The 25,187-nt window shown below is 65.2% G+C and carries 21 protein-coding genes; 8 read left to right on the top strand and 13 right to left on the bottom strand.

Translation table 11 applies throughout. The annotated features are described in order from the left end of the window. Positions 1-28 precede the first annotated feature (28 nt). The 5 genes from dnaG to ybiB all read right to left on the bottom strand — a co-directional run bounded on the left by dnaG (position 29) and on the right by ybiB (position 5,092). Entirely contained in the window at positions 29-1,825 is a 1,797-nt protein-coding gene (gene dnaG, locus ACP7EY_RS09160) for a DNA primase (RefSeq protein WP_426192665.1), read from the bottom strand. A 113-nt stretch (positions 1,826-1,938) separates the two neighbouring features. Continuing rightward, positions 1,939-2,385, bottom strand: a complete 447-nt coding sequence (locus ACP7EY_RS09155) for a GatB/YqeY domain-containing protein (protein ID WP_426192663.1) — start codon at positions 2,383-2,385, stop codon at positions 1,939-1,941. A 146-nt stretch (positions 2,386-2,531) separates the two neighbouring features. After that, entirely contained in the window at positions 2,532-2,744 is a 213-nt protein-coding gene (gene rpsU, locus ACP7EY_RS09150) for a 30S ribosomal protein S21 (RefSeq protein WP_008451879.1), read from the bottom strand. 106 nt (positions 2,745-2,850) lie between these two features. Then, positions 2,851-4,062, bottom strand: a complete 1,212-nt coding sequence (locus ACP7EY_RS09145; RefSeq protein WP_426192661.1) for an NAD(P)/FAD-dependent oxidoreductase — start codon at positions 4,060-4,062, stop codon at positions 2,851-2,853. A 43-nt stretch (positions 4,063-4,105) separates the two neighbouring features. Then, the gene (gene ybiB, locus ACP7EY_RS09140) at positions 4,106-5,092 is read right to left on the bottom strand and encodes a DNA-binding protein YbiB (RefSeq protein ID WP_426192659.1); all 987 of its coding nucleotides are present in this window, start codon (positions 5,090-5,092) and stop codon (positions 4,106-4,108) included. A 125-nt stretch (positions 5,093-5,217) separates the two neighbouring features. Here ybiB and ACP7EY_RS09135 point away from each other — a divergent pair, with 125 nt between their 5' ends. From ACP7EY_RS09135 to ACP7EY_RS09125, 3 genes are all read left to right on the top strand, one after another. After that, entirely contained in the window at positions 5,218-6,276 is a 1,059-nt protein-coding gene (locus tag ACP7EY_RS09135; protein ID WP_426192657.1) for a 3-deoxy-7-phosphoheptulonate synthase, read from the top strand. A 100-nt stretch (positions 6,277-6,376) separates the two neighbouring features. Next, a complete protein-coding gene (gene tsaD / locus ACP7EY_RS09130) occupies positions 6,377-7,417 on the top strand; it encodes a tRNA (adenosine(37)-N6)-threonylcarbamoyltransferase complex transferase subunit TsaD (RefSeq protein ID WP_426192655.1) in 1,041 nt (346 codons plus the stop codon). Positions 7,418-7,544: 127 nt separating this feature from the next. Next, positions 7,545-8,387 carry an endonuclease/exonuclease/phosphatase family protein gene (locus tag ACP7EY_RS09125; protein ID WP_426192653.1) on the top strand — a complete coding sequence of 281 codons (843 nt, stop codon included), beginning with the start codon at positions 7,545-7,547 and terminating at the stop codon, positions 8,385-8,387. Positions 8,388-8,406: 19 nt separating this feature from the next. On the opposite strand, the gene ACP7EY_RS09120 is transcribed toward ACP7EY_RS09125, so the two are convergent. The 6 genes from ACP7EY_RS09120 to ACP7EY_RS09095 all read right to left on the bottom strand — a co-directional run bounded on the left by ACP7EY_RS09120 (position 8,407) and on the right by ACP7EY_RS09095 (position 13,901). Further along, on the bottom strand, positions 8,407-9,213 hold the full coding sequence (locus ACP7EY_RS09120; RefSeq protein ID WP_426192651.1) for an ABC transporter ATP-binding protein: 807 nt from the start codon (positions 9,211-9,213) through the stop codon (positions 8,407-8,409). A gap of 1 nt (position 9,214) precedes the next feature. Next, positions 9,215-10,105: a nitrate ABC transporter permease gene (gene ntrB, locus ACP7EY_RS09115; RefSeq protein WP_426192649.1), complete on the bottom strand. Its 891-nt coding sequence runs from the start codon at positions 10,103-10,105 to the stop codon at positions 9,215-9,217. 11 nt (positions 10,106-10,116) lie between these two features. Beyond that, a complete protein-coding gene (locus ACP7EY_RS09110) occupies positions 10,117-11,361 on the bottom strand; it encodes a CmpA/NrtA family ABC transporter substrate-binding protein (protein ID WP_426192647.1) in 1,245 nt (414 codons plus the stop codon). A 177-nt stretch (positions 11,362-11,538) separates the two neighbouring features. Continuing rightward, on the bottom strand, positions 11,539-12,180 hold the full coding sequence (locus tag ACP7EY_RS09105; RefSeq protein WP_426192645.1) for a DsbA family oxidoreductase: 642 nt from the start codon (positions 12,178-12,180) through the stop codon (positions 11,539-11,541). A 75-nt stretch (positions 12,181-12,255) separates the two neighbouring features. Next, positions 12,256-12,882: a glycerol-3-phosphate 1-O-acyltransferase PlsY gene (gene plsY, locus ACP7EY_RS09100; RefSeq protein WP_426192643.1), complete on the bottom strand. Its 627-nt coding sequence runs from the start codon at positions 12,880-12,882 to the stop codon at positions 12,256-12,258. A 128-nt stretch (positions 12,883-13,010) separates the two neighbouring features. After that, the gene (locus tag ACP7EY_RS09095) at positions 13,011-13,901 is read right to left on the bottom strand and encodes an intradiol ring-cleavage dioxygenase (RefSeq protein ID WP_426192641.1); all 891 of its coding nucleotides are present in this window, start codon (positions 13,899-13,901) and stop codon (positions 13,011-13,013) included. A 194-nt stretch (positions 13,902-14,095) separates the two neighbouring features. Between ACP7EY_RS09095 and ACP7EY_RS09090 the strand changes: the two genes are divergently transcribed. Together ACP7EY_RS09090 and ACP7EY_RS09085 are read left to right on the top strand one after the other, a co-directional pair. Next, positions 14,096-14,785 carry a response regulator transcription factor gene (locus tag ACP7EY_RS09090; protein ID WP_426192639.1) on the top strand — a complete coding sequence of 230 codons (690 nt, stop codon included), beginning with the start codon at positions 14,096-14,098 and terminating at the stop codon, positions 14,783-14,785. A gap of 1 nt (position 14,786) precedes the next feature. Next, positions 14,787-16,310, top strand: a complete 1,524-nt coding sequence (locus ACP7EY_RS09085; RefSeq protein WP_426192637.1) for an ATP-binding protein — start codon at positions 14,787-14,789, stop codon at positions 16,308-16,310. 100 nt (positions 16,311-16,410) lie between these two features. On the opposite strand, the gene ACP7EY_RS09080 is transcribed toward ACP7EY_RS09085, so the two are convergent. Next, entirely contained in the window at positions 16,411-16,905 is a 495-nt protein-coding gene (locus ACP7EY_RS09080) for an aminoacyl-tRNA deacylase (RefSeq protein WP_426192635.1), read from the bottom strand. 37 nt (positions 16,906-16,942) lie between these two features. Here ACP7EY_RS09080 and ACP7EY_RS09075 point away from each other — a divergent pair, with 37 nt between their 5' ends. Next, positions 16,943-17,917, top strand: coding sequence for an endonuclease/exonuclease/phosphatase family protein (locus ACP7EY_RS09075; protein WP_426192633.1), 975 nt, complete (start codon positions 16,943-16,945; stop codon positions 17,915-17,917). On the opposite strand, the gene ACP7EY_RS09070 is transcribed toward ACP7EY_RS09075, so the two are convergent. Beyond that, positions 17,898-20,450: a sensor domain-containing protein gene (locus ACP7EY_RS09070; protein ID WP_426192631.1), complete on the bottom strand. Its 2,553-nt coding sequence runs from the start codon at positions 20,448-20,450 to the stop codon at positions 17,898-17,900. The genes ACP7EY_RS09075 and ACP7EY_RS09070 overlap by 20 nt on opposite strands. Before the next feature lie 321 nt (positions 20,451-20,771). Between ACP7EY_RS09070 and ACP7EY_RS09065 the strand changes: the two genes are divergently transcribed. Further along, a complete protein-coding gene (locus ACP7EY_RS09065; RefSeq protein WP_426192629.1) occupies positions 20,772-21,983 on the top strand; it encodes an efflux RND transporter periplasmic adaptor subunit in 1,212 nt (403 codons plus the stop codon). Positions 21,984-21,986: 3 nt separating this feature from the next. Then, positions 21,987-25,118, top strand: coding sequence for an efflux RND transporter permease subunit (locus ACP7EY_RS09060; RefSeq protein WP_426192627.1), 3,132 nt, complete (start codon positions 21,987-21,989; stop codon positions 25,116-25,118). Positions 25,119-25,187: the final 69 nt, after the last annotated feature.

The raw sequence follows: 25,187 nt of genomic DNA, 5'->3' as shown, positions 1-25,187 counted from the left end.
AGCCCCCCCGCCGGCGCCGTTTGCCGGGCTAGCGCTGGGTCTTGTCGGCCTCCTCCTCGAGCGTCAGCTGGTTCTGGATGGCGGTGATTTCCCGATACCGGATGCCCATCTGATCTGAGGTCAAGCCGGAAGAAAACAACTGGCTAAGCTCCTGTTTTAACGTCTCTTTCTTGATCTGCCTCACCGCCCCGGCCAGCCAGGTTTTGACGCTGTCAAAATCGGACTCCGGTTCGGCGGCGATCTCGGCGATGATGGCGTCGTACTCGACACTGATCTCCTTGAGTTGCTGCGACAGCGCCGCGAAACCGCCGAATTCGCCCAACGCCTGGCCGGCGGCGACCAATTGTCGCAGGCGTTCGGCCGATTCGGGGCCGAAAAAGTCGAAACATTGCAGTGCCGATTCATCCAGGGTAAGGCTGAGTGGCGGATGCGCAACAAGATGGCGTAGCATCTGCAATTCCAGCCCCACCGGCTGCGGCCGGCCCTGGCGCGGCGGCGCCCTTCTGGCCACCGAGACGGGCTTGGCCAGTTCGAACAGGGTTTCGATTTCCGGCGGCGTCGACTGGGTCATGCTGGCCAGGCCGCGCACGATCTGCAGGCGCAGCGACGACGGCGCCATCGCCTGCAACAGGGGCTTGGCGTCGAACTGGGCGCGGGCACGGCCTTCCGGCGTGTCGAGGTCGTTCTCGCCCTGCGCTTCGCGCAACAGGAACGAGGACAGCGGCATCGCTTCGTGGATTTCCTGCTCGAACGCTTCGTAGCCCCGCTCGCGCACGAAACTGTCGGGATCATGTTCGGTCGGCAAGAACAAGAACTTGATGGTCTTGTTGTCCGTCACTTGCGGCAGGCACGCTTCGAGCGCGCGGCGGGCGGCGCGGCGGCCCGCCTTGTCGCCATCGAAGCTGAAGATGACGGTGTCGGTCTGGCGCAACAGCTTTTGCACGTGGGTGTTGGTGCAGGCCGTGCCCAGCGTGGCCACCGCTTGCGGGAAACCCAGCTGGGCCAGGGCCACCACGTCCATATAGCCTTCCGTCACCAGCACGTAGCCGGCGTCGCGGATCGCCTGGCGCGCTTCAAACAGGCCGTACAGTTCCAGCCCCTTCTGAAACAGCGGGGTTTCCGGCGAGTTCAGGTATTTCGGTTCGCCATTGTCGAGCACCCGCCCGCCAAAGCCGATCACCTGGCCCTTGGTGTTGCGGATCGGGAACATGATGCGCTCCCGAAAGCGGTCGTAGCGCTTCTTGTTGCCGCCGTCCTCGTCGACCTTGTCGATCACCAGGCCGGACTCGACCAGCGCGAGCACCTCGTAGTCGGGAAACACGGACTTCAGGTTGTCCCAGCCACTGGGGGCATAGCCCATGCCGAAGCGGGCCGCCACTTCGCCCGTCAGGCCCCGTTTTTTCAGGTAGGCGATGGCGTCGGTGGCGGTTTTGAGCTGGCCCCGGTAAAAATCGCAGGCCTGCGTCATGGCGTCCGTCAGCGCCAGCGATTGCGCGGCCTGGGCGGCGCGCTGGGCGGGCGGGATCTTGTCGTCGTTGTCGGGCACCACCATGCCCACGCCCTGGGCCAGGTCCTTGACGGCGTCGACGAAGCCCATGCCCGAGTACTCGATCATGAAACCGATCGAGGTGCCGTGGGCGCCGCAGCCGAAGCAGTGATAGAACTGCTTGGTGGGGCTGACGGTGAAACTGGGCGACTTTTCGTTGTGGAACGGGCACAGCCCCATGTAATTGGCGCCGCCCTTTTTGAGCTGGACGTACTTGCCTACCACGTCGACGATGTCGACACGGTTGAGCAAATCGGTGATGAAGGATTGAGGAATCACTGCAGTGTGTCAGGGTTTGAGTGGGGTCAGACTATACCGCTGAGCGTGGCTGAAGCTTGATGTACCGCAAGTCGCCAATGGCAGGGGCGCCCGCGGGCCACCCCTGCCCGCCATCAGGCGGCCAGGGCTTTCTTGATCAGCGAGGACACCAGGCCCATGTCGGTCCCTTTTGGCATCTTCGGCTTGATCAGGGCCATCACTTTGCCCATGTCCCGGGGACCGGCGGCGCCCGACGCGGTCACCGCCTCGGCGACGGCGGCGCCGATTTCTTCTTCCGACAGGCCGGCCGGCATGTACGCGGTCAGCACCACCAGTTCGGCTTTTTCGATGTCGGCCAGGTCGGCACGGCCACCGGCTTCAAACTGGGTGATCGAATCCTTGCGCTGCTTGATCATCTTTTCGATGATGGCCAGGGTTTGCTCGTCGCTCACGTCGATGCGCTCGTCAACTTCCTTGCGCTTGATCTCGGCGATGATCAGGCGCACGGTGCCCAGGCGGCCCGCGTCTTTTGCGCGCATCGCCGTTTTCATGTCTTCGGTGATCTGTTCTTTCAGGCCCATGACATCCTCGTGGTCAATTAGTTGGTAACGATAAAGTCGATAGTATAAAAGGCAAAACCCGCTGCGGTAAAACCGGAGCGGGTCTGCGATGCATCAGACCATTGACCCGGACAGACAAGCCGTCGCGGATCACTGGACCAGCTATCTTAGAATAATTTCTTAGGCAGTTGTTGGCTGCGGATGCGCTTGTAGTGACGCTTCACGGCAGCTGCCAGCTTGCGCTTGCGCTCAGCGGTTGGCTTTTCATAGAACTCGCGAGCACGCAGTTCGGTCAGCAGACCAGTTTTTTCGATCGTGCGCTTGAAGCGACGCATGGCGACTTCGAACGGCTCGTTTTCTTTAAGGCGAATAGTGGTCATGTAAAAATTCAAACCGTTTGATTTAGGGAAGAAGGAGAGTGTAGCAGGCTTTCGGCGACAAGGGAAGCCTTTAGCTGTCCCGTTTGGCGTATCGCCCACACCGGCCTCAACTCAAGGCGGTACCGGCCGCCACCGCCGAGGCCCAGGCCCACTGGAAATTGTAGCCGCCCAGCCAGCCCGTCACATCGACCGCTTCGCCAATGAAATACAGGCCGGCGACCTTGTTGCTTTCCATGGTCTGCTGCGACAGTTCGCGCGTGTCGATGCCGCCCAGCGTCACTTCGGCCTTGCGATAGCCTTCCGAGCCGGTGGGCACGATGGCCCAGCGGTTGATGGCGTCGCCCAGCTTCTTCAGTTTGGCGTCGGGCATGTCGGCCAGGCGCGCGTCGGCGGGGATGTCGGCCACTTCCAGCAAGCGTTCGGCCAGGCGGGTGGGCAGCCATTGCGCCAGCAGGTTGCCCATCTGCTTCTTCAGGGTGCCCTTGTTCTCGATCAGTTCGGCGGCGACGTCCACTTCCGGCAGCAGGTTGACGATGATCGGCGTGCCCGGCAGCCAGTAGCTGGAAATCTGCAGGATGGCGGGACCGGACAGGCCCCGGTGGGTAAACAACAGGTCTTCGCGGAACTTGCCCTTGATCGCCGTCTTGCCCTTGCCGGAGCTGGTTTCCACTTCCACTTCCAGGGCGATGCCCGACAGGGGCGCGAACGCTTCCCAGGCGGGGCCGTCGAAGGTCAAGGGCACCAGGCCGGGCCGCGGCGCGACCACGGCCAGCTCAAATTGCGCGGCGATCTGGTAGGCGAAATCGGTGGCGCCGATTTTCGGGATCGACAGCCCGCCTGTGGCGATCACCACGCTCTGGGCGAGGATGTCGCCCGTGTCGGTGGCCAGCAGGAAGCCGTCGTCCATCTGTTCGAGCGACTCGACCTTGGTGGGCATGCGCCAGGTCACGCCGCCGCTGGCGCACTCGGCCTTGAGCAGTTCGATGATCTGCTCGGCCGAGGTGTCGCAAAACAGCTGGCCCCGGTGCTTTTCGTGAAAGCCCACCCGGTGCTTTTTCAGCAGCGCCAGGAAATCCTGCGGCGTGTAGCGCGACAGGGCGCTCTTGGCGAAATGCGGATTGGCCGAGAGGAAATTGGCCGGCATGGTGTTGATGTTCGTAAAGTTGCAGCGCCCGCCGCCAGAGATGCGGATTTTCTCCGCCAGCTTGGCGGCATGGTCGACAAGGACGACGCGCTTGCCGTTCTGGGCTGCCACTGCCGCGCACATCATGCCGGCCGCGCCCGCTCCGATCACTGCGACGTCGTATTCTTTTGCCATGGTTGCTGCCGATTCGAAATGTTTAACCCGCCATTATGCCAGTTCAGCGGGGGCCATCGCCAGCCCCGGCCAGCCGGCGCGAGGCCGCCACGCACTGGGCCACCTGCTCGGCGATCGGGGCCGGCACGGGCGCCTCGCCTGCCAGCACGGCGCCGATCCAGGCGGCGGTGGGGCCGGCCTCGCGCGCTTCCGGGGCGGGGGCGAGCAGGTCGGTGGGGGCGTCGCGCGGCACCAGCAGGGTGCGCTCGCCGTCGTGGAACCAGTCGATCTGGTTGGCGCGGTTGGCGTTGGCCACCGTTTCGCCCTCGGTGCCGCGCATCAGGAAGGCGTCGCCCCGCCCCCGCGGCGCCGCGTCGACAAAATACACGGCCAGCATTTCCAGGTATTCCGGGTGGGTGTAGGACACCAGCCGCAGGGCCGGCCCCGCATACGGCTGCAATATCTTGACCAGGGTGTGGGTGGAATTGCGCACGCCCAGGATACGGCGCAAGGCCAGCAGGCGGTGCATCTTCGGCGCCAGCAGTTCGATCGGCAGAAAGGCCGGCTGGCCCAGGCGCTGCGCCAGCGCCACGCCGGCGGCGTCGGTGGCGGCGGGCAGGCCCATCGCCGCGAAAATTTCGGCCGTCGTCACGCGGCCCGGATCGCGGCTGACACCATGGACGAGCACGGGCACGCCCTGGCGCGCCAGCAACAGCGCCAGCAGGGGCGTCAGGTTGGCCATCTTGCGCGCGCCGTTGTAGCTGGGAATGAGCACGGGGGCGAACGGCCCGGCCGGCTGCGGCAGCGGCGCAAACGACGCTTCGGCGGCGTCGAGAAAGCCGGCGATTTCATCGACCGACTCGCCCTTGATGCGCATGGCTAGCAAGATCCCGCCCAGTTCGAGGTCGGACACGCGCCCGTCAAGCATGGCGGCATACAGGGAACGGGCGTCGTCGCGCGTCATGCTGCGCGCGCCTTTTTTGCCGCGGCCAATTTCTTTGATGAAGCGGGCGGCGGCGAAGGGTTCGGTGGAGAGGGTCGATGGGTGCATGGTGAAAGCTTACACTGGGCACCGCCATTTGGCACAAATTATCCCAGCGGCAAGGGCTGCCTCAGCAAAAAGGCCCATTTGCGGCTACACTGATTCTTGATCCACGTCCATCTATAAAGTGCGCCATGACCACCCCCGCCATTGAAAATACCAACGTCAGCTCGTTCGCGCGCATGCCCTCGCCCATCGAACTGCACGGCAAACTGCCCCTGACCGCCAGCGCCTTCGACACCGTCATGAAGGGTCGCGAAGCCTTGCGCAACATTATCGACCGCAAGGACAAGCGCCTGTTCGTGGTGGTCGGGCCCTGCTCGATCCACGATCCCGTCGCCGGCCTCGACTACGCTGCCCGCCTGCTCGCCCTGCAAGCCGAGGTGGCCGACACCATGCTGCTGGTGATGCGCGTGTATTTTGAAAAGCCCCGCACCACCACCGGCTGGAAGGGCTATATCAACGACCCCGACATGGACGATTCCTTCCGCGTCGACCAGGGCATGGAGAAGGCGCGCCGCTTCCTGCTCGACGTCTGCGAAATGGGTTTGCCCACCGCGACCGAAGCGCTTGACCCGATTTCTCCCCAGTACCTGGGCGACCTGATCGCCTGGACCGCCATCGGCGCGCGCACGACGGAGTCGCAGACCCACCGCGAGATGTCGTCCGGCCTGTCGACCCCGGTTGGCTTTAAAAATGGCACCGACGGCGACATCAGCATTGCCGTCAACGCCATCCTGTCCTCGGCCCACCCGCACTCCTTCCTCGGCATCAACGAGGAAGGCACCGTGTCGATCGTGCGCACCAGCGGCAACGCCTACGGCCACGTGGTGCTGCGCGGCGGCGACGGCCGCCCCAATTACGATTCGGTGTCGGTGGCGATCGCCGAGCAGGCGCTGGCCAAGGCGGGCCTGCCGGCCAACCTCGTGGTGGACTGCTCGCACGCGAACAGCTACAAGAAACCAGAGCTGCAACCGCTGGTGATGTCGGACGTCATCCAGCAGATCCGTCACGGCAACCGCTCGCTGGTGGGCGTGATGATCGAGTCGAACATTGCGGGCGGCAACCAGAAGATTCCCGCCGACCTGTCGCAATTAAAATATGGCTGCTCGGTGACGGACGGCTGCATCGACTGGGAGGCGACGCAAACGATGCTGCGCGCGGCCCACCAGGAGCTGCTGCAACGGCCCTGATCAGGCGGCGCCAGCATGACCCGGCCGTCCATGCGCCCCCGCGGCCCATGGACGGCCTTGCTTTACAATACTGCCCTCCCCCATTTTTTGTCTGCAGCTCATGATTGTTCTCGGCGTCGAATCCTCCTGCGATGAAACCGGTCTCGCCTTGTACGACACCGAGCGCGGCCTGCTGTCCCACGCCCTGCACTCGCAGGTGGCCATGCACGAGGCCTATGGCGGCGTGGTGCCGGAACTGGCCTCGCGCGACCATATCCGCCGCGCCCTGCCCCTGCTCGAGCAGGTGCTCGACGGCGCCGGCAAGCGCCTCGACGAGGTCGACGCGATCGCCTACACGCAAGGCCCGGGACTGGCCGGCGCCCTGCTGGTGGGCTCGTCGGTGGCGTGCGCGCTGGGGTTGGCGATCGACAAGCCGGTGCTGGGCGTGCACCACCTGGAGGGGCATTTGTTGTCGCCCCTGCTGGCGCCCCATCCGCCCGCCTTTCCCTTCATTGCACTGCTGGTATCGGGCGGCCACACGCAATTGATGCGGGTCGACGGCGTCGGCCAGTACGAACTGCTGGGAGAAACCCTCGACGACGCGGCCGGAGAAGCGTTCGACAAGTCGGCCAAGCTGCTCGGCCTCGGTTATCCGGGCGGCCCGGCCATTTCCCGCCTGGCCGAATCAGGCGATCCGCTGGCCTACAAGCTGCCGCGGCCCATGCTCCATTCGAAGGATTTCAATTTCAGCTTTTCCGGCCTGAAAACGGCGGTGCTGACCGTGGTGAAAAATCACCCCGAAAAAATCGTCGCGAACATCAGCGAGCAGGACAAGGCGAACATCGCGCGCGGCTTCGTCGATGCGATCGTCGACGTGCTCACCGCCAAGTGCGTCGCCGCCCTCAAGCACACGGGCCTGAAACGGCTGGTGATCGCCGGCGGCGTGGGCGCCAACACCCAGCTGCGCGCCGCCCTCGACGCGGCGGCCGTGCACAAGAAATTCCAGGTGTTTTATCCGGCGCTGGAGTTCTGCACCGACAACGGCGCCATGATCGCCTTCGCCGGCGCCATGCGCCTGCAAATTAACCCGCTGGCGGCCAAAAAGGACTACAGTTTTAATGTGCGGCCCCGTTGGTCGCTCGACGAGATCCGCGAAATCTGATTGAAGTTTCCGCCAGCAATGTAGCGGCGATCAGCCACTTGGCAATTTGTAACAACATCCTACGGTGTTCTCGTCGTCTCCCGAAAACTGGCAAGATGCCAGCGTTTTCTTGATGTGGAGGTGGGGCATGCGGGTTGTCAGCTGGAATATTCATTGGGGGTGCGGCAAGGACAGCCGCATTCGCATTCACGCCATCATCGATGTGCTGCGCAAGCTCAATCCGGACGTGATTTGCCTGCAAGAGGTCGCCTCAAATCACCCCGAGCTCGAAGGCGGCGCCAGCGCCAACCAGTTCCGCCAGTTGAGCGGTGCCTTTGGCGGCTACCACGCGGTCATCGAGCCCACCTCGGAAATTTACCAAAACAATCTGCCGCGCCAGTTCGGCAACCTGCTGCTGTCGAAATACCGGATGACCCAGGTGCACCGCTACATGCTGCCGTGGCCGCCCGATCCGGACAGCCCGGCCGGCATGCCGCGGGGCCTGATCGAAACGGTGCTCGAAGCGCCCGGCGGCAAGCTGCGCCTGCTCACCACCCACCTCGAATATTATTCAAAGCTCCAGCGCATGGCCCAGGTCCAGTACCTGCGCTACCAGCACTGGGAAGCCTGCGAGCGGGCAAAAATTTTCCAGCCCGACCCCTCGCTCGATGCGCCGTTCCAGCTGGGCTACCGGCCCGGCTCGGCGATCTACTGCGGCGACTTCAATATGCTGCCCGGCTCCGACGAGTACGCCGCCCTGCTGGCGCCCGGCGAAGGGGCGACCCTGCCGCTGGTGGACGCCTGGGGCCTCAAGAACGAGCAGAAGCACGCGCCCACGGCCGGCCTGCACGGCTTCGCCTGGCCGGAAAAGCCCGATACCTATGACTATTTTTTCGTCACCGACGACCTCGCGCCAAGAGTGACGGCGATGGAAGTGCTGTCCGAGACGGCGGCGTCCGATCACCAGCCAATTATGCTCGAACTTGCATAACTGGCGCTGCCCCCCGCGTTCAGGCCGCCTCTTTGCCGGGGCGCGACTGGCGCCGGTATAAAAATTCCAGCACCCGCGTCTTGTAGTCGATATACAGCGCGTCGTGGGCCAGTTCGACCCGGTCGCGCGGGCGCGCCAGCCGCACCTGCACGATGTCGCCGATGGTCGCCGCCGGACCATTGGTGAGCATGACGATGCGGTCCGACAGCAGCACCGCCTCGTCGACATCGTGGGTCACCATCACCACGGTCGAGCCCGTCTGCGCGACGATGCGCAGCAGCTCGTCCTGCAGGTGCGCCCGCGTCAGGGCGTCGAGCGCGCCGAAGGGCTCATCCATCAATAGCACCTGGGGCGCCATCGACAGCGCCCGGGCGATGCCCACGCGCTGCTTCATGCCGCCCGAGATTTCGTGGGGCCGCTTGTTGGCGGCGGCGCCCAGGCCCACCAGCGCCAGCGCGGCGTTGGTGCGCTCGCGCAGTTGCACGCTCGATTCGGTGGCGGCAAACACGCGCTCGACGGCCAGGTGGACGTTTTCGTAGCAGGTCAGCCACGGCAGCAGCGAGTGGTTCTGAAACACCACCGCGCGCTCGGGCGAGGGGCCGTCGATCTCGCGGCCGGCGCAGATCAGGGCGCCGTCGCTGGCGCGGGTCAGGCCCGCGAGCAGGTTGAGCAAGGTCGACTTGCCGCACCCGGAGTGGCCGATCAGGGTGACGAATTCGCCCTGCTCGATGTTCAGGTTGATGTTGGTGAGGGCGTGAAAACTGCCCTTGCTGGTGTCGAAGCGCATTTCGGCGCCCCGCACTTCGATAAATTTCGCTTGGCTCATGTCAGTGTCCCGGGTCCGCATACGTGACCGCCCGGGCCAGCGCGACCAGCGCCTGTTCCAGGATCAGTCCCACCACGCCGATGACGACGATGGCGATGATGATGTGTGGCACATTCAAATTATTCCACTCGTCCCACACCCAGAAACCGATGCCGACGCCGCCCGTGAGCATCTCGGCGGCAACGATCACCAGCCAGGCCGTGCCGATGGCCAGGCGCACGCCCGTGAGCATGTAGGGCAGCACCGAGGGCAGCAGGATCTTGGTGAAAATCTTCCATTCCGACAGGTTCAGCACGCGCGCCACGTTCATGTAGTCCTGCGGCACCCGCTGCACGCCCACGGCGGTGTTGACGATCATGGGCCAGATCGAGCAGATAAAAATCGACCAGATGGCGGCCGGGTTGGCCGCCTTGAACACCAGCAGGCCGATCGGCAGCCAGGCCAGCGGCGAGACCGGTTTCAACAGGCTGATGATGGGATTGAACATGGCCGCCATGAACTTGAAGCGGCCGATGATGAAGCCCAGTGGAATGCCCACCAGCGCGGCCAGGCCGAAGCCCACCGCCACCCGCTTGAGCGAGGCCAGGATATTCCAGCCGATGCCCTGGTCGTTCGGCCCCTTGTCATAGAACGGGTCGGCAAACAGTTTCACGGCCTCGGCCCAGGTCACTGCCGGCGAGGGAAACGCCGTGTTGTTGAGGGAAATGGCCTGCCACACCAGTAGCAGGAAGCCGATGCCCACCAGCGGCGGCACCACCGTCACCAGGATACGGCGCAGCAATTCGGCGGCCGGCGAGCGGCCCAGCCGCACGCCCTGGCTGGCCAGCCGTTCGCTGCGGCGGGGCTTGTCGGACGGCGGCGCGCCCGGGGTGGAATCAATCACGGCGCTCATGCGTATTCTCCTCAGGCGCGGATTTTAAAACTGTCGGCATAGGCCTTGGGATTCTTGCCATCCCACACGGTGCCGTCAATCAGCCTGGTCGTGCGCATCAGCGTTTTCGGCACCGCCACCTTGGCCAGGCTGGCCCCTTCCTTGTACAGGGCGACCTGGTTGACGGCGGTGGCGGTGGCCAGGTAATCGGGCTCGGCTTTCAACAAGCCCCAGCGCTTGTGCTGGGTCATGAACCACATGCCGTCGGACAGGTACGGGAAATTGACGGTGCCGTCGTTAAAAAATTTCATGTGATTCGGGTCGTCCCAGGTCTTGCCCAGGCCATTCTGGTAGCGCCCGAGAATGCGCTGGTTGATGACGTCGACCGAGGTGTTCACGTAAGACTTGTCGGCGATGGTGTCGGCCATTTTCGACTTGTTCGACAGCGAGGCGTCGATCCATTTACTGGCGTCGAGGATGGCGGCGATCAGCGCGCGCGCCGTGTTGGGATGGGCCTTGGCCCACTCGCCGGTGGTGCCCAGCACCTTTTCCGGGTGGTCGCGCCAGATGTCCTGGGTGGTGGCGGCGGTGATGCCGACGCCGTCGACGATGGCGCGGTGGTTCCACGGCTCGCCCACGCAAAAGCCGTCCATGTTACCGACGCGCATATTGGCCACCATCTGCGGCGGCGGCACGGTGATCACCTTGGCATCCTTCATGGGATTGATGCCGTAACTGGCCAGCCAGTAATACAGCCACATGGCGTGGGTGCCGGTGGGAAAAGTCTGGGCGAAGGAATATTCGCGCTTGTCAGTCTGCATCAGCTTGGCCAGCGAGGCGCCATCGACGGCGCCCTTGTCGGCAATTTTTTTCGACAGGGTGATGGCCTGGCCGTTCTGGTTCAGGTTCATCAGCACGGCCATGTCCTTCTTCGGCCCGCCGATGCCCATCTGCACGCCGTAGACCAGGCCATACAGCACGTGGGCGGCGTCGAGTTCGCCGTTGACCATCTTGTCGCGCACGCTGGCCCACGACGATTCCTTGCTGGGAATGATCTTGATGCCGTATTTCTTGTCGAAGCCCAGTACCGAGGCCATCACGATGGAGGCGCAGTCGGTCAGGGGAATGAAGCCGATGCGCACTTCTTCTTTTTCCGGCTTGTCGGAGCCGGCGGCCCAGACGCCGCCGCTGGCCAGTCCCGTCAGGGAGGCGCCGGCGCCAGCGCCCGCTTTGAGAATGGTGCGGCGGATGCGGCTGGTGCTGTGATGGTCGTTCATATAATTCCTCGTTGGGCGCCGGCGGCAGATACCACAGCATCAGCAATTGGCGTGCCAGCAGGAAAAACGAGGCGAAACGACAACGCCCCGGCAAGCGGCACCAGGCCGCCCGGCGGGGCGTGATATTTACAGTTAGAACAGCACCGCGATTGGGCGCTGCACCAGGATGGTGCGGCCTTACGCTTCCGCAGCGATGTTGCGGATGGCTTGCTCGAACACTTCCGGCGGCTGGCCGCCGGAAATCAGGTGTTTCTGGTTGATGATGATGGCGGGCACCGAGTTGATGCCGTGGCGCTGGAAGAACTGCTCGCGCTCGCGCACTTCGACGCCGTAGGTGTCGCCCACCAGGATGTTCTTCGCGGTGGCCTGGTCCAGCCCCACCTGCCCTGCCAGCCGCACCAGCACGTCGTGCGCGCCGACGTTTTCGCCGGCCGTGAAGTAGGCGCTGAACAGGGCCATCTTCAGTGCGTGCTGCTTGCCTTCCAGCTCGGCCCAGTGCAGCAGGCGGTGGGCGTCGAAGGTGTTGTAGATGCGCTCGCGGCTGCCGAACTCGAACCCCAGCGCTTCGCCACGGGCGCGGATCATCTCGGTGCTCTGGGCGCGCTGCTCGGGACCGGCGCCGTACTTGTTGAAGATGTGCTCGCCGATGTCCTCGCCTTCCGGCACCATCGCCGGATTGAGCTCGAAGGGCTGGAAGTGGATGCTGGCGTCGACGCTGTCGCCCACGTTTTCCAGCGCCTGTTCCAGCGCCTTCAGGCCGATGATGCACCACGGGCACGACACGTCCGACACAAAATCAATCCTCATTTCCTTGCTCATGGCACTCTCCATTTTGTTCAGCCGCCTATATGGGCATGCGGTGCGGAAAATTCAAGCGGGGCGCACGACGGGGCCTTATTTCTTGCCCGGCTTGGCGGCCGTGCCCTTGCTGCCGATCTTGCTTTCCTTGCCGGCCAGCAGATTGCTGATGTTCTTGCTGTGACGCCATACCAGCAGGGCGCTCATGATCAGCACGGCCACGAACAGGGCGTCCACGCCATTCATCAAGCCATAGAAGAAGGGCGCGAAGATGGCCGCGATCAGGGCCGCCAGCGAGGAATAGCGGAAGGCGTAGGCGATCACCAGCCAGGTCACCAGGGTGCCCAGGCCCAGCCAGACGCTGATGCCGAACAGCACGCCCAGCGCGGTGGCGACGCCCTTGCCGCCAATAAACTTGAAAAAGATCGGGTACAGGTGGCCCAGGAACACGGCCAGCGCCACCATGGCGATGCCGGCCTCCTCCACGCCGAACTGGGGCGCCAGGCGCAGCGCCAGCCAGACCGCGAACCAGCCCTTGACGGCGTCGCCGACCAGGGTGGCGATGGCCGCTTTCTTGTTACCGCTGCGCAGTACATTGGTGGCGCCCGGGTTTTTCGAGCCGTAGGTGCGGGGGTCGGACAGGCCGAACAGGCGGCTCATCACCACGGCGAAGGAAATCGAGCCGATCAAATAGGCGGCGATGACGAATATCAGGGTGTTCATGGTCTCTCTCGGCTTGGTATTGTTATCACTCCGGCAAGGTGCGCCGGGGTGTGAATATACACCATCAACGGGCCCTGTCGCCAGCCATCATAGCAAGCAGCCAGGCCCGTTCGAGACAGCCCGCCCGGTCAAGCGTTCACGCCCACTTGCAAGGTGGCGACGTAGCCCTCGCTGATGTTGCCCGTCACCGCGGCGATCTGCAGCGCCGTGCCGTCGCTGAACACATTGTCGGTGGCGTAGCTGATATTGGCCAGGTTGCGCACGCTGGCGGTGTAGCCGGTGGCCGTGTAGGCCTCGGTCAGGGTGGCGGTGGGGAAACCGAATTGCGAGGTCTTGATGCGGTTGGCGGCGCTGGTGGCCTTGGCCAGCGAGGGATAGACCTCGAAGTGGATGTGCGGCATGCGCCCGGCGTAGCAGCCGGGAAAGATGGTGGTGAAGCTGACCAGGCCCGTGCTGTCGGCTTCCTGCACGCCGCGCAGGTAATTCTGGTTCGTCACGCCCGTCGAGTACAGCGAATAATTGCCGTCGCGGTCGCAATGCCACAGGTACACGGCGGCGCCGGCCAGCGACGCGCAACTGGCGCTGACGTTGACCAGTTGCAGCTTGACGGTCATCGGCACGCCCGCCGCGGTGCCGCTGGCGCCAGCCACGCTGCTGCGAATATCGGTGCGCACGATGCCGGCCAGGATCAGGGCGTTGGCCACCCCGCTCACGGACGAGTTGGTGCCGTCGGCAGGGTAGGGCCCGCCCGTTTCTTCGGGGATCACGCTGCACGTGGCGCTGCTGGCGGTGGTGCCGGTGCCGGTGCTGCCGGTGGTGCCGGTGGTGCCGGTGCTGGTGGTCGTGGTGGTGCTGGTGCCGGTGCTGGCGGTGCTGCCGCCGCCACAACTGACCAGCGGCACGGCGGCGGCGGCGGCGGCGCCGGCGAACAGCCAGCGCATCGACTGGCGGCGGTTGCTGGTCAGCTTGAGCATTGCGTCAATATCTTCGGCCAGGCTGTGATGGTGCGATGTCGTCATGGGGGATCTCGTGGAGTCAACAATGCGGGAGCGCTTGCGCGAAACGGCGCCCCGGGCCCGTCCATGACGGGCATCCGGGAACTTGGCGACGATTGTGACGGCGCCCCGCGTTAAACGCCGTCAAGCCGTGTAAATCAGTGTAAAGATCGGCCTGCCAAAGGTCGGCGGCAGGCGCACTTTGTTATGATCGCACCATGAAAAAGGTGCTGTTAATCGACGACGATGTGGAACTGGTGGAAATGTTCCAGGAATACTTGACCCAGGAAGGTTTCTCGGTCAGCACCGCCCATGACGGCGTCAAAGGCACCGCGCTGGCGCTGGCGGGCGGGTTTTCCATCGCCGTGCTCGACGTGATGATGCCAGGCACGAACGGCATCGAAACCTTGCGCCGGGTGCGCGAACACAGCCACCTGCCCATCCTCATGCTGACCGGCCGCGGCGACGACACCGACCGCATCCTGGGACTGGAACTGGGCGCCGACGACTATGTCACCAAGCCGTGCACGCCGCGCGAACTGACAGCGCGCATCCGCGCCATCCTGCGGCGCGCCGAGGCGCCTGCCGCCGATCCCCTCAAACCGCTGGCGCTCAAGGTGGGCAAGCTCGAACTGATCCCGGCCACGCGGCGCGCCAGCATGAACGGCGCGCTGCTGCAACTGACCAGCACCGAATTTAGCCTGCTCGAAGTCTTGGCCAGAAATCCCGGCCGCCCCGTCAGCAAGAACGAGCTGTCGGAAGAAGCGCTGGGGCGGCCGCTGGCCCGCTTTGACCGCAACATCGACGTCCACCTGTCGAGCCTGCGGCAAAAGCTGGGCACCCTGGCCGACGGCCGCTCTTGCCTGCTGACCATCTTCCGGCAGGGCTACCAGTTGATCGGCGACTGACATGGGCCGCCTGTTCTGGAAATTTTTCCTGGCTATTTTCCTCGCGCAAGTGGTGGCCTCGCTGGGCGTCGGCGTCGCCTTCTGGCTGCGCAGCCAGACCCAGGACGTGTCACGCGAGGGCGCCGCCGTGCTCGACACGGGCAACCGCGCCGGCAACATCCTCGATGCCGCCGCCATCGCCTACAAATACGGCAAGCTGACCGGCTTGCGCGACTTCCTGCAGACGGGCGCCGGTTCGAGCCTGGTGGTGCTCGACGCCGCTGGCACGCAGTTACAGGCGCGCGCCGTCAGCGCGGCCCTGGTGGCCCAGGCCACGAGCCTGTTGGGGACGCCGTCGGCGCACGCGGTGGTGCGCCATTTCGCGGGCGAGGACGGCCAGCGCTTGACGGCCTTCGTCATCCACGGCGCCGGCCGCGGCGGTTTTCCCGGCGCTGGCCCGCGCCTCGATGCGCGCGCCTTTGTCGGCCCGCCGCCCATGTTCGGCGGTGGCGGTGGCGATCCCGTGCTGGCCGCCAGCGCCCTCAAGGGCGGCCCCTTGCCCGGCATGGACGGCGGCCCCCGCGGCGGCCCGCGCTTTCCCTACATCACCATCGTGGTGGGCCTGCTGGCCAGCTTCGTGTTCGCCGCGGCCCTGGCCTGGACCATGTCGCGCCCCATCCGCGCCCTGCGCACCGCCTTCGCCGCCGCCGCCTCGGGCGACCTGACGCCCCGCTTCGCCCACGGCAAGGCGGGCAAGGGCGACGAACTGGTCGAATTGGGACCGGAATTTGACCGCATGAGCGGCAAGCTGTGGGCCTTGATGGACAACCAGCAACGACTGCTGCACGACGTCTCGCACGAACTGCGTTCGCCGCTGGCAAGATTGCACGCCGCCATAGGCCTGGCGCACCAGAATCCCGACAAGCTCGCCTCCTCGCTCGCGCGCATCGAACGCGAAAGCAATCGCATGGACAAACTGGTGGGCGAACTGCTGACCCTGTCCCGCCTCGATTCGGCCATCAACCTGCCGCCGCTGGAAGAAGTGGCGATCGGTGAACTGGTCCACGAGATTGCCACGGAAGCGGACTTCGAGGCCGAACTGAGCGGGCGCCGCGTGCAGTTCCTCAGCCTGGCCGACGGCGCCGCCGGCAACGGCGCCGCGGCGGCCCAGGTGACCGGCTCGCCCGACCTGCTGTGGCGGGGCATTGAAAACATCGTGCGCAACGGCGTCAAGTACAGTCCGCCCGGCGGCGTGGTGGAAATCGAGGTGCAGCAAACGCTGGCGAACGCGGGCGGGGCCGGCCGCGTCTTCATCCGCGTGCGCGACCGGGGTCCCGGGGTGCCCGAGGCGCACCTGGCCACCATCTTCCAGCCGTTTTTCCGCTCCGATCCCAGCTCCAACAATGTCGACGGCCATGGCCTGGGCCTGGCCATCGCCCAGCGCGTGATCGCCGCCCACGGCGGCGTGCTGGGAGCCAGGAACCGCATCGGCGGCGGTCTGTGCGTGACGATCGAGTTGCCCTGCAAGGGTCCGACCCCGGCCTGAGCGCGGCACGCCCACGCGAGCCGACTGTGCGCCAGCGGCATGGTCGAGCGTTACGGCGTGCCTGCCGGGACCGGCACCAAGCGCCAAACGATCGTCCCGCTCAGCGCTCGCTCAGGGCCACTTCGACGGGGCGGACGTCGAGCAGGCGGCACAGTTCGGCCGGGGCCAGGCTGACCAGGTAGCCGCGCCGGCCGCCATTGATATATATCGTTGGCAAATCAAGGATGCTGCGCTCCACATACACGGGTAACAATTTCCTCGTGCCGAAGGGGCTGGTGCCGCCCACCAGGAAGCCCGTGTGGCGGTTCGCCACTTCCGGTTTGCACGGCTCGATTTTCTTGCAGCCAATCTGGCGTGCCAGTTCCTTGGTCGACACCTTGCAGTCGCCGTGCATCAGCACGATCAGGGGCTTGGCCGCGTCGTCCTCCATCACCAGCGTCTTGACGACGGCGTGCTCGTCGACGCCCAGTTCGCGCGCCGACACGCTGGTGCCGCCCTTGTCCTCGTAGGCGTAGGGATGCTCGCCAAACACCACGGCGTGCTTGCGCAGAAAGGCGGTGGCGGGTGTCTCGGAGATATGCTCTTTTTTGGCCATGCGTGATACGCTGTTCGTTCATTGAGGAGTTTCTATTATGCAGCAGGAAATTCGCTTTGCCACCTTTAACCTGTTGAACCTGGGACCCATCGGTGCGAAGCTGTACGACAATCTCGAGCCATGCACCGAGGCCCAGTTCGAAGCGAAAATCAACTGGACGGCACGACAGATCGATCTGCTCGATGCCGACGTCATTGGTTTTCAGGAAATCTTTTCCCAGGACATACTCAAGCTGGTGCTCTCGCGCACCAGCAAGTACCGCGAAGCCCACCACGTCGGCTTTGACAGCGACCCCGACAGCGACCGCCCCACCCCGGCCGTCGCGCTCGTCTCGCGCCTGCCGCTGGCCGCCGCCGCCCTGTGCTATCCCACCTTTCCCGCCGGCGTGGCCATGCCGGCCGGCAGCCGCGACGCCGACCGCTTTGCCCGTCCCGTGCTGCACGCCCAGGTGGCCGTCACGCCCGACTTGACCATCGACGTGCTGGTGGTGCACCTGAAAAGCAAGCGGCCCGATTACCGCACCGGCGACACCAGCGAAGACTCGCTGCTGTACGCGCTCGCCTGCCTGCGCTCGCTGGTGCGGCGCGGCACCGAGGCGGTGGCGCTGCGCGTCTTGCTCAGCAATCTGCAGCGCGCCAGCGGCCGGCCTCGCGTGGTGCTGGGCGACTTCAACGATGTGGCCGATGCCGTCACCACCGGCATCGTCATCGGCGCCGGCGCCCCGCTGGGCGAGCGCCTGTTCGACGCCTACCAGGTGCAGCGGCGGCCCGACTACCTCAGCCACATGGGCTTTTCCAGCATGCACGATGGCCAGTACACCACCATCGACCATATCCTCGTGTCAGAGGACTTCAATGCCGCCCTGCCGAACGCGATTGGTGAGGTGGTCGACGTGATTTATCTGAATGACCACCTGGTGCTGGGCGTGCCCGAAGCGTCCGACCACGGCCAGGTGCTCACGCGCATCCGCCTGTTCGATGTCGCCGCCAGGCTCATCGATGTGGGCCGCTGAGGTCGGGCGTGCTGGAAGCGGCGCTGGCATAGAAGCCCTGGTAGGCGTCACAGCCCTGCTCGGCCAGGTAGCGCAACTGGGTTTCGTGTTCGACCCCTTCGGCGATCACCCGTAACTTGAGGCTGCGGGCCACCGCGATGATGGCGGGGATGACGGAGCGCTCGACGGGGCCGCGCATCAGGTCGTCGATAAAGCTGCGGTCGATTTTCAGTTTCGACAAGGGAAAGCGGCGCAGGCTCGACAGGCTTGAGTAACCGGTGCCGAAGTCGTCCACCGTCAGTTGCACGCCGCGCCGGCGCAACGCATCGATGGTGGCAATGGTGGCCGGCTCCGGGTCCATGAACACGGCCTCGGTGATTTCCAGGTCGAGGTACTGGGCGGCCAGCCCCGATTGCGCCAGCGCAGCGTCGACAAAGCCCATCAGTTGCGCGTGCACGAACTGCGCGCGCGACAGGTTCACCGCCACCACCACGGGAAAGCCATGGTCGCGCCACACGCGGCCTTGGCGGCACGCTTCGCGCAGCACCCATTCGCCGATCGGCACGATCAGGCCGCTGGCCTCGGCCACGGGCATGAAGTGCTCGGGATGGAGCACGCCCCGCTGCGGGTGGCGCCAGCGGATCAGCGCTTCGACGCCGGTGGTGCGGCCGCTGGCGATGTCGATTTCCGGCTGGTACTCGAGGATGAATTCATGCGCCGCCAGCGCCTGGCGCAAACGATTTTCCATGTCCACCCGCTCGATGACGTGGGCGTTCATTTCGGGGCTGAAAAACTGCAGGGCGTTGCGGCCGGCTTGCTTGGCGTGGTACATGGCCACATCGGCGTGTTGCAGCAAGGTGTCGGCGTCGTCGCCGTCGCCGGGGAACATGGCGATACCGATCGAGGCGGACAGCATCACCTGGTCCTCGCGCCGGGCGGCGCCGGTCTGGCCCTCGATCTGGCCAGCGGGTTCGCCCTGGGCCTGGCCCGGCGCCGCGTGGCTGATCGTCATGGGCTGCGCCAGCGCCTGCATCAGCGTGGCGGCCACGTGCGCGGCCTGGTCGGCGCCGCGGATATCGGCCAGGATGATGACGAACTCGTCGCCGCCGTGGCGGCTGACGGTATCGACGGTGCGCACGCAGCGCGTCATGCGCAGCGCCAGCTCCTTGAGGACGACGTCGCCGGCCTGGTGGCCCAGGCTGTCGTTGACCTGTTTAAAACGGTCGAGGTCGATGAACATCAGGGCCACCAGGGTGCGCCGGCGGCGTGCCGTAGCCAGCGCCTGGTGCAGGCGGTCGAGAAACAGCACGCGGTTGGGCAGGTCAGTGAGAAAGTCGTGTTCGGCCAGGTGGCGCGTGTGCTCCTCGGCCTGGCGGCGGTGGGTGATGTCGCTGAGGATGGCGATATAGCTGTCGACGGCGCCGTCGGCGCGGCGGATGGCGGTGAGCGCCACGTGCACGGGATAAATGTCGTGGTTGGCCCGTTCGCCGAAAATTTCACCCTCCCAGTGGTCGTGGTCGACCAGGTAGTCCCAGATTTGCTGGTAGAAGGCCGGGTCGTGGGGACCATTTTGCCAATGCGGTACTTCGCGGCCAATGACGGCGTCGGCGGCATAGCCGGTGATCTCGGTGAACGCCTGATTGACCGCCAGCACATGGTGGTCGCGGTCGATGATGAGGATGGCGTCGCGGCTCTTGTCGAACACCTGCGCCGCCATTTGCAGCGTTTGCTGGGCAGCGCGGCGGTCGGAAATATCGCGGATGACGGCGTAGGCCAGTTGCTCGTGATCGAGTGCGAGCGAAGTGAGCAGTACGTCAGCATGGAAGGACGTGCCGTTGCAGCGCCGGTACTGCCACTCGTAGCGTTCGTTGCCCTCGACATAGGCGCGGCCGGCCAGGTCGGCGTCGCGCAGCATCGACGATTCGCCGCCCGGCTGGCGCTCCGGCGAAAACTCGAGGAACTCGTGGCCCACCATGCTGTCGCGGGCGGGACAGCCGAACAGGCGCAGGGCGGCCGGGTTGACGTCGATGATCGCATTGCCTTTTAACAGCACAATGGCGTCGGTCGAACGCTCGAACAGCTGGCGAAAATTGGCGCCCTCGCGGCGCAGGCTTTGTTCGTCGACCTTGCGCGCGGTGACGTCGATTTCCATGCACAGCACCTGGCGGCTAAAGCCGTCGCGGCTGATGGCGTAGTGGCTTGAATACACCCAGCGCTCGCCGCCGTCGGCACGCTTGATCAGCCAGTCGCGCGGCGGCGGCACCTCGCCGCTGTCCCACACGTGGGTGATGAGGGCGGCAAATTCGTCTGCGTGGCCCGGGTGCGGCACCACCGTGGTCAGGCGTTGCCCCAGCGCCTGCCGGGCGGGCACCCCGAACAGGGTTTCGCAACTTTTGTTCCAATAGCGGATGGTGCCATCGCGGTCACAACTGTGGACGGCCACGTTGGGGGTGAGTTCGACCGCGGCGACGAAGCGGTACAGGAAGTCGAGCGCGGCCAGTCCGGCGCCATCGGGGTCGTTACCGGGAATAAAAGGGGTGATGTCTTCTGCCACTGCTACCTCGCACACTGTGATGGCCCGTCCGTCTGAGCATGCATTGTGGGTCGGCGCGGTGGCGACGCGCTTGTGCGCTGTCAAAGGAGTTCGTCAGTCATCCATCGGCCCGGGCCGGCGTTTCGTCGCGTTTTTGCGCAGTTCATCGGCGCCAATCGCCCACCTGTCGCACGGCGCTGGCCGGTCCTGTTGTGTTTTCCTATAGTGCCACCATGCGCCTCCCGCTCCATCTCGCAAGAGACGGAGCACAAGCGCCCCGAGCACTGCACTGCTTGCCGCCAACCGCAAGAAAAACCGATTCACCCCTGACAAAAGGCGCCCATGAAAATCGAGACCCTGCCCCTGGCCACAGCGCCGACCACCGCACCCCGGCGCCCCTGGAAAAAGGCCCTGGCCCTGCTGCTCATCGTGCTGCTGGCCGGCGGCGCCTGGTACTTCATGCGCGCACGGGGCGCCGCCGCCCCGGCGCCCGATGCCGCCGCCAAGGACGGGCCGAAAGTGGCCGTGTACGAGCTCTCGAAAGGGGACGTGGCCACCATCGCCAGCCGCGAACTGCGCCTGAACCTGCCCCTGGCGGGGGCGCTGGCGCCATCCGAGCAGGCCACCGTCAAGGCGAAGGTGTCGGGGGTGGTGCTCGACACCACCTTGCAGGAGGGCACCGCCGTGGCGGCCGGACAAGTCATCGCCCGCCTCGACGCCGCCGACCAGCGCGCCCGCGTGGCGCAGATGCAGGCGGCGTATGACGAGGCCACTGCGCGCGTGTCGCTGGCGACCAAGAACAACGCCAACAGCCAGGCTTTGCTCAAACAGAATTACATCTCGCAATCGTCGGTCGACAATACCCAGAACAGCGTGGAACTGGCGCAGGCGAGCCTGGCCGCCGCCCGCGCCCAGCTCGACATGGCGCGCATCGCCCTGGCCGACACCGTCATCCGCGCCCCGCTGGCCGGCGTCATCAGCAAGCGCCACGTGCAGGCGGGCGAAAAACTGGCGCCGGACATGCCGGTGGCCACCATCGTCAACCTGCGCCTGCTGAACCTGGAAGCGTCGGTGCCGGCGTCGGAAGTGCCGCGCGTCAAAATCGGCCAGGAAGTGCGCTTCAAGGTCGACGGCTTTGCCCGCCGCGATTTTGTCGGCAAGGTCGCCCGCATCAGCCCCACCACGGAGGCGGGATCGCGCTCGATGGTGGTGTATATCAGCGTCGACAACAGCGACGCCGCGCTGCGCGGCGGCATGTTCGCCAAGGGCGCCATCACCACCGAGAAATCAGCCGCCGCGCCGCTGGTGCCGCTGGCGGCCATGCGCGAGCTCAAGGGAGACGCGGTGGTCTACGCCATCGTCGATGGCCAGGTGGTGGCGCAGCGCGTCAGCCTGGGCCTGCGCAACGACGACGACGGCGTGGCCGAAGTGAAGTCCGGCTTGCAGGAAGGCGCCACCGTGATCGTCGCCCGCCTCGACGCCGTCAAGCCGGGCCAGAAGGTGCGCGTGGGCGCCGCCCCGCCCGCCCCCGCCGCCGCCGCCGCCAAGGGATAAGCCATGTGGATCACCAAAACCAGTATCAACAACCCGGTGTTCGCCACCATGGTCATGGTCGGCCTGATGGTGCTGGGCCTGTTTTCATACCGCTCGCTGCCGCTCGAGAGCATGCCCAGCGTGGAAATTCCGTATGCCTGGGTTGAAGTCCAGTACCCGGGCGCCTCGCCCGAGCAGGTGGAAAACGATATCACCCGGCCGCTGGAAGACGCCATCAATTCCGTCAGCGGCATCAAGTCGATCCGCAGCAATTCGTGGGAAGGCCGGGCCGGGATCAGCCTCGAGTTCCAGCTCAGTACCAACATCGACAAGGCCATGCAGGAGGTGCGTGACAACATCGGCCGCGTGCGCCCCGGCTTCCCGAAAGACGCCAAGGAACCGCTGGTCGTGCGGGCCGAGGGCGACAACGAGCAGCCCATCGTCGAGATGACCTTGATGTCCGACACGCGCGACCTGCGCGAGATGTCGACCCTGACCGAGCAGGTCATCACCAAGCGCCTGCAGGGCGTGGCCGGGGTGGGCCAGGTGCGCATCAATGGCAAGACCAACCGCCAGATCCTGGTCCACCTGAAGCCCGAGCAACTGCACAGCCAGAACATCGGCGTCGATGAAGTGCTGCGCGCGATCCAGGCGACCAATACCAATATGCCAGCCGGCAACATCAGCTTCGGCGGCAGCGAGCAACTGGTGCGCATCGAGGGGCGCATGAAGTCGGCCCGCGATTTCAATCGCATCATCGTCGCCCGCCGCGCCTCCGGCCCCGTCTACCTGGAGCAGGTCGCCACCATCGTCGATGGCGAGCAGGAAGAAACCTCGGTCTCGCGCGTCAATGGCCGGCGCGCCATTTCCATCGAAGTGACCAAGGTGCAAGGCGCCAACGTCGTCGAAGTGGGCACCAACCTGGCCAAGGCGGCCGCCCGCATGCAAACGGAATTCGGCAGCGACTACCAGTTGCGGGTGATGGAAAACCAGGCCGAACGCGTCAAGAGCCAGCTCGACAACGTGAAAGAAACCATCATCGAAGGCGCCGTGCTGACGATGATCATCGTGTTCCTGTTCCTGCACTCGTGGCGCAGCACCATCATCACCGGCCTGACCCTGCCGATTTCCGTGCTGGCCAGTTTTATCGCCATGAAGGCGTTCGGCTTCACGCTCAATTTCCTCACCCTGATGGCGCTGTCGCTGTGCATCGGCTTGCTGATCGACGACGCCATCGTGGTCCGTGAAAACATCGTGCGCCACCTGAACATGGGCAAGAGCCATCTGCGCGCGGCCTTCGACGGCACCAATGAAATCGGCCTGGCGGTGATGGCCACCACGTTTGCCATCGTCGCCGTGTTCGTGCCGATCGCCTACATGCAGGGGATCATCGGCCGCTTCTTCATGCAGTTCGGCATTACCGTCGCCGTCGCCGTGCTGGTGTCGCTGTTCGTCAGTTTTACGCTCGACCCGATGCTCTCGTCGGTGTGGCCCGACCCCGTCCAGGACCGTTTTAAATACGTGCCGTGGCTGGGCCGCCTGATGGAGCGCATCGAGCATGGTATCGACCGCGTGCACGTCTGGTACGGCAAGGTGCTGGCGCTGGCCCTGCGCTGGCGCAAGTGTACGCTGGCGCTGGCGCTGTCCCTGTTTGTCGGCAGCATTGCCCTGATCCCGCTGGTGGGCGGCGAAATGTTCCCGGAGACGGACAACGGCTACATCCAGCTGCGCTTTAAAACCCCGGTTGGCTCGAGCCTCGAGTACACGGCGCAAAAGGTCGAGCAGATGACGATGGCGCTGAAGGAATTCGGCAAGGAAATCGACACCATTTCCACCACCGCCGGCACCTATGACGGCCGCAACACCGCCCAGATGAACCTCAAGCTGGCCGACCTCAAGCACGTCAAGCGGCGCTCGCAGAAGGCGCTCGAAGGGGCGATCCGCGAACGGCTCGAATCGATCGCCGGCATCACCACTTCGGTGGGCAACCGCCCCATCTTCATCGCCATCCTGGGCCAGGACGAATCGAAGCTCGACGCCGTCGCCCACCAGCTGATGGACAAGATGCGCACCATCAAGGGCGTCAAGGATGTCGAGTACAGCCAGGAAGGGGCCAACCCGGCCACCATCTTAAAAATCAACAACGAGCTCGCCAGCGACCTGGGCTTGTCCGTGCAACAGATCGGCAGCGCCCTGCGGCCCTTCGTCGCCGGCGACCAGATCAGCCGCTGGCTGGCGCCGGACGGCCAGAACTACGATGTCAATGTGCAGTTGCCGAAAAGCGGGCGCCAGAAGATCACCGACCTGGGCGACCTGTCGGTGGCCTCGAGCAAGCGCGACGCGGCCGGCAACCCGGTGATGGTGCCGCTGCGCCAGGTGGTCGAGTTCGTCCCTTCGACCAGCCCGCAAGTGCTCAAGCGCCAGGCCCTCGAGCGCCGCGTGGCGATCTATGCCGGCGTGGAAGGCCGGCCCAATGGCGACGTCAATGGCGACGTGCAGAAGGCCATCAAGGCCATCGCCCTGCCGGTCGGGGTGCGCTTCGACGTCGGTGGCGAAGCCGAGCGCATGGCCGAAACCATGGGCGGTTTCGTCGCCGCGCTGGCCATCGCGGTGATCTTCATTTACCTGGTGCTGGCCTCGCAGTTCGGCAGCTTCCTGCAGCCGGTGGCGATCATGGTGTCGCTGCCGCTGTCGATGGTGGGCGTGGTTGCCGCCCTGCTGGTGACGGGCTCGACCTTGAATATTTTCTCGGTGATCGGCATCGTCATGCTGATGGGGCTGGTGACCAAGAACGCCATCTTGCTGGTCGACTTCACCAACCACGCCCAGCGCGACGGCAAGGACCAGTTCACGGCCATCATGGAAGCGGGCCAGGTACGCCTGCGGCCGATCCTGATGACGACGCTGGCGATGATTTTCGGCATGCTGCCGATGGCGATCGGCATGGGCGATGGCGGCGAACAGCAGGCGCCGATGGGCCGCGCGGTGATCGGCGGGGTGATCACCTCGACCTTGCTGACGCTGGTGGTGGTGCCGGTGGCGTACACCTACCTGGACAACCTGGGCAAGCGCGCCGTGCGCTGGTTCAAGCGCGGCGCCCCGGCCGAAGCGGGGCTGGCGTCGGCGGGCGCGAAGGATGTGGCTGAAGCGGCCTGAGCAATCAGGGCGCCATGCAAAACGGGCCCCGGCAGCAATGCCGGGGCCCGTTTTTTTTGCTGGCCCTGG

The sequence above is a fragment of the Massilia sp. DWR3-1-1 genome, assembly GCF_049898325.1.
Lineage (GTDB): Bacteria > Pseudomonadota > Gammaproteobacteria > Burkholderiales > Burkholderiaceae_D > JAFCUW01.
The sequence above is the reverse complement of the archived record's forward strand: the minus strand, read 5'-3'. Positions and strand labels throughout refer to the sequence as shown.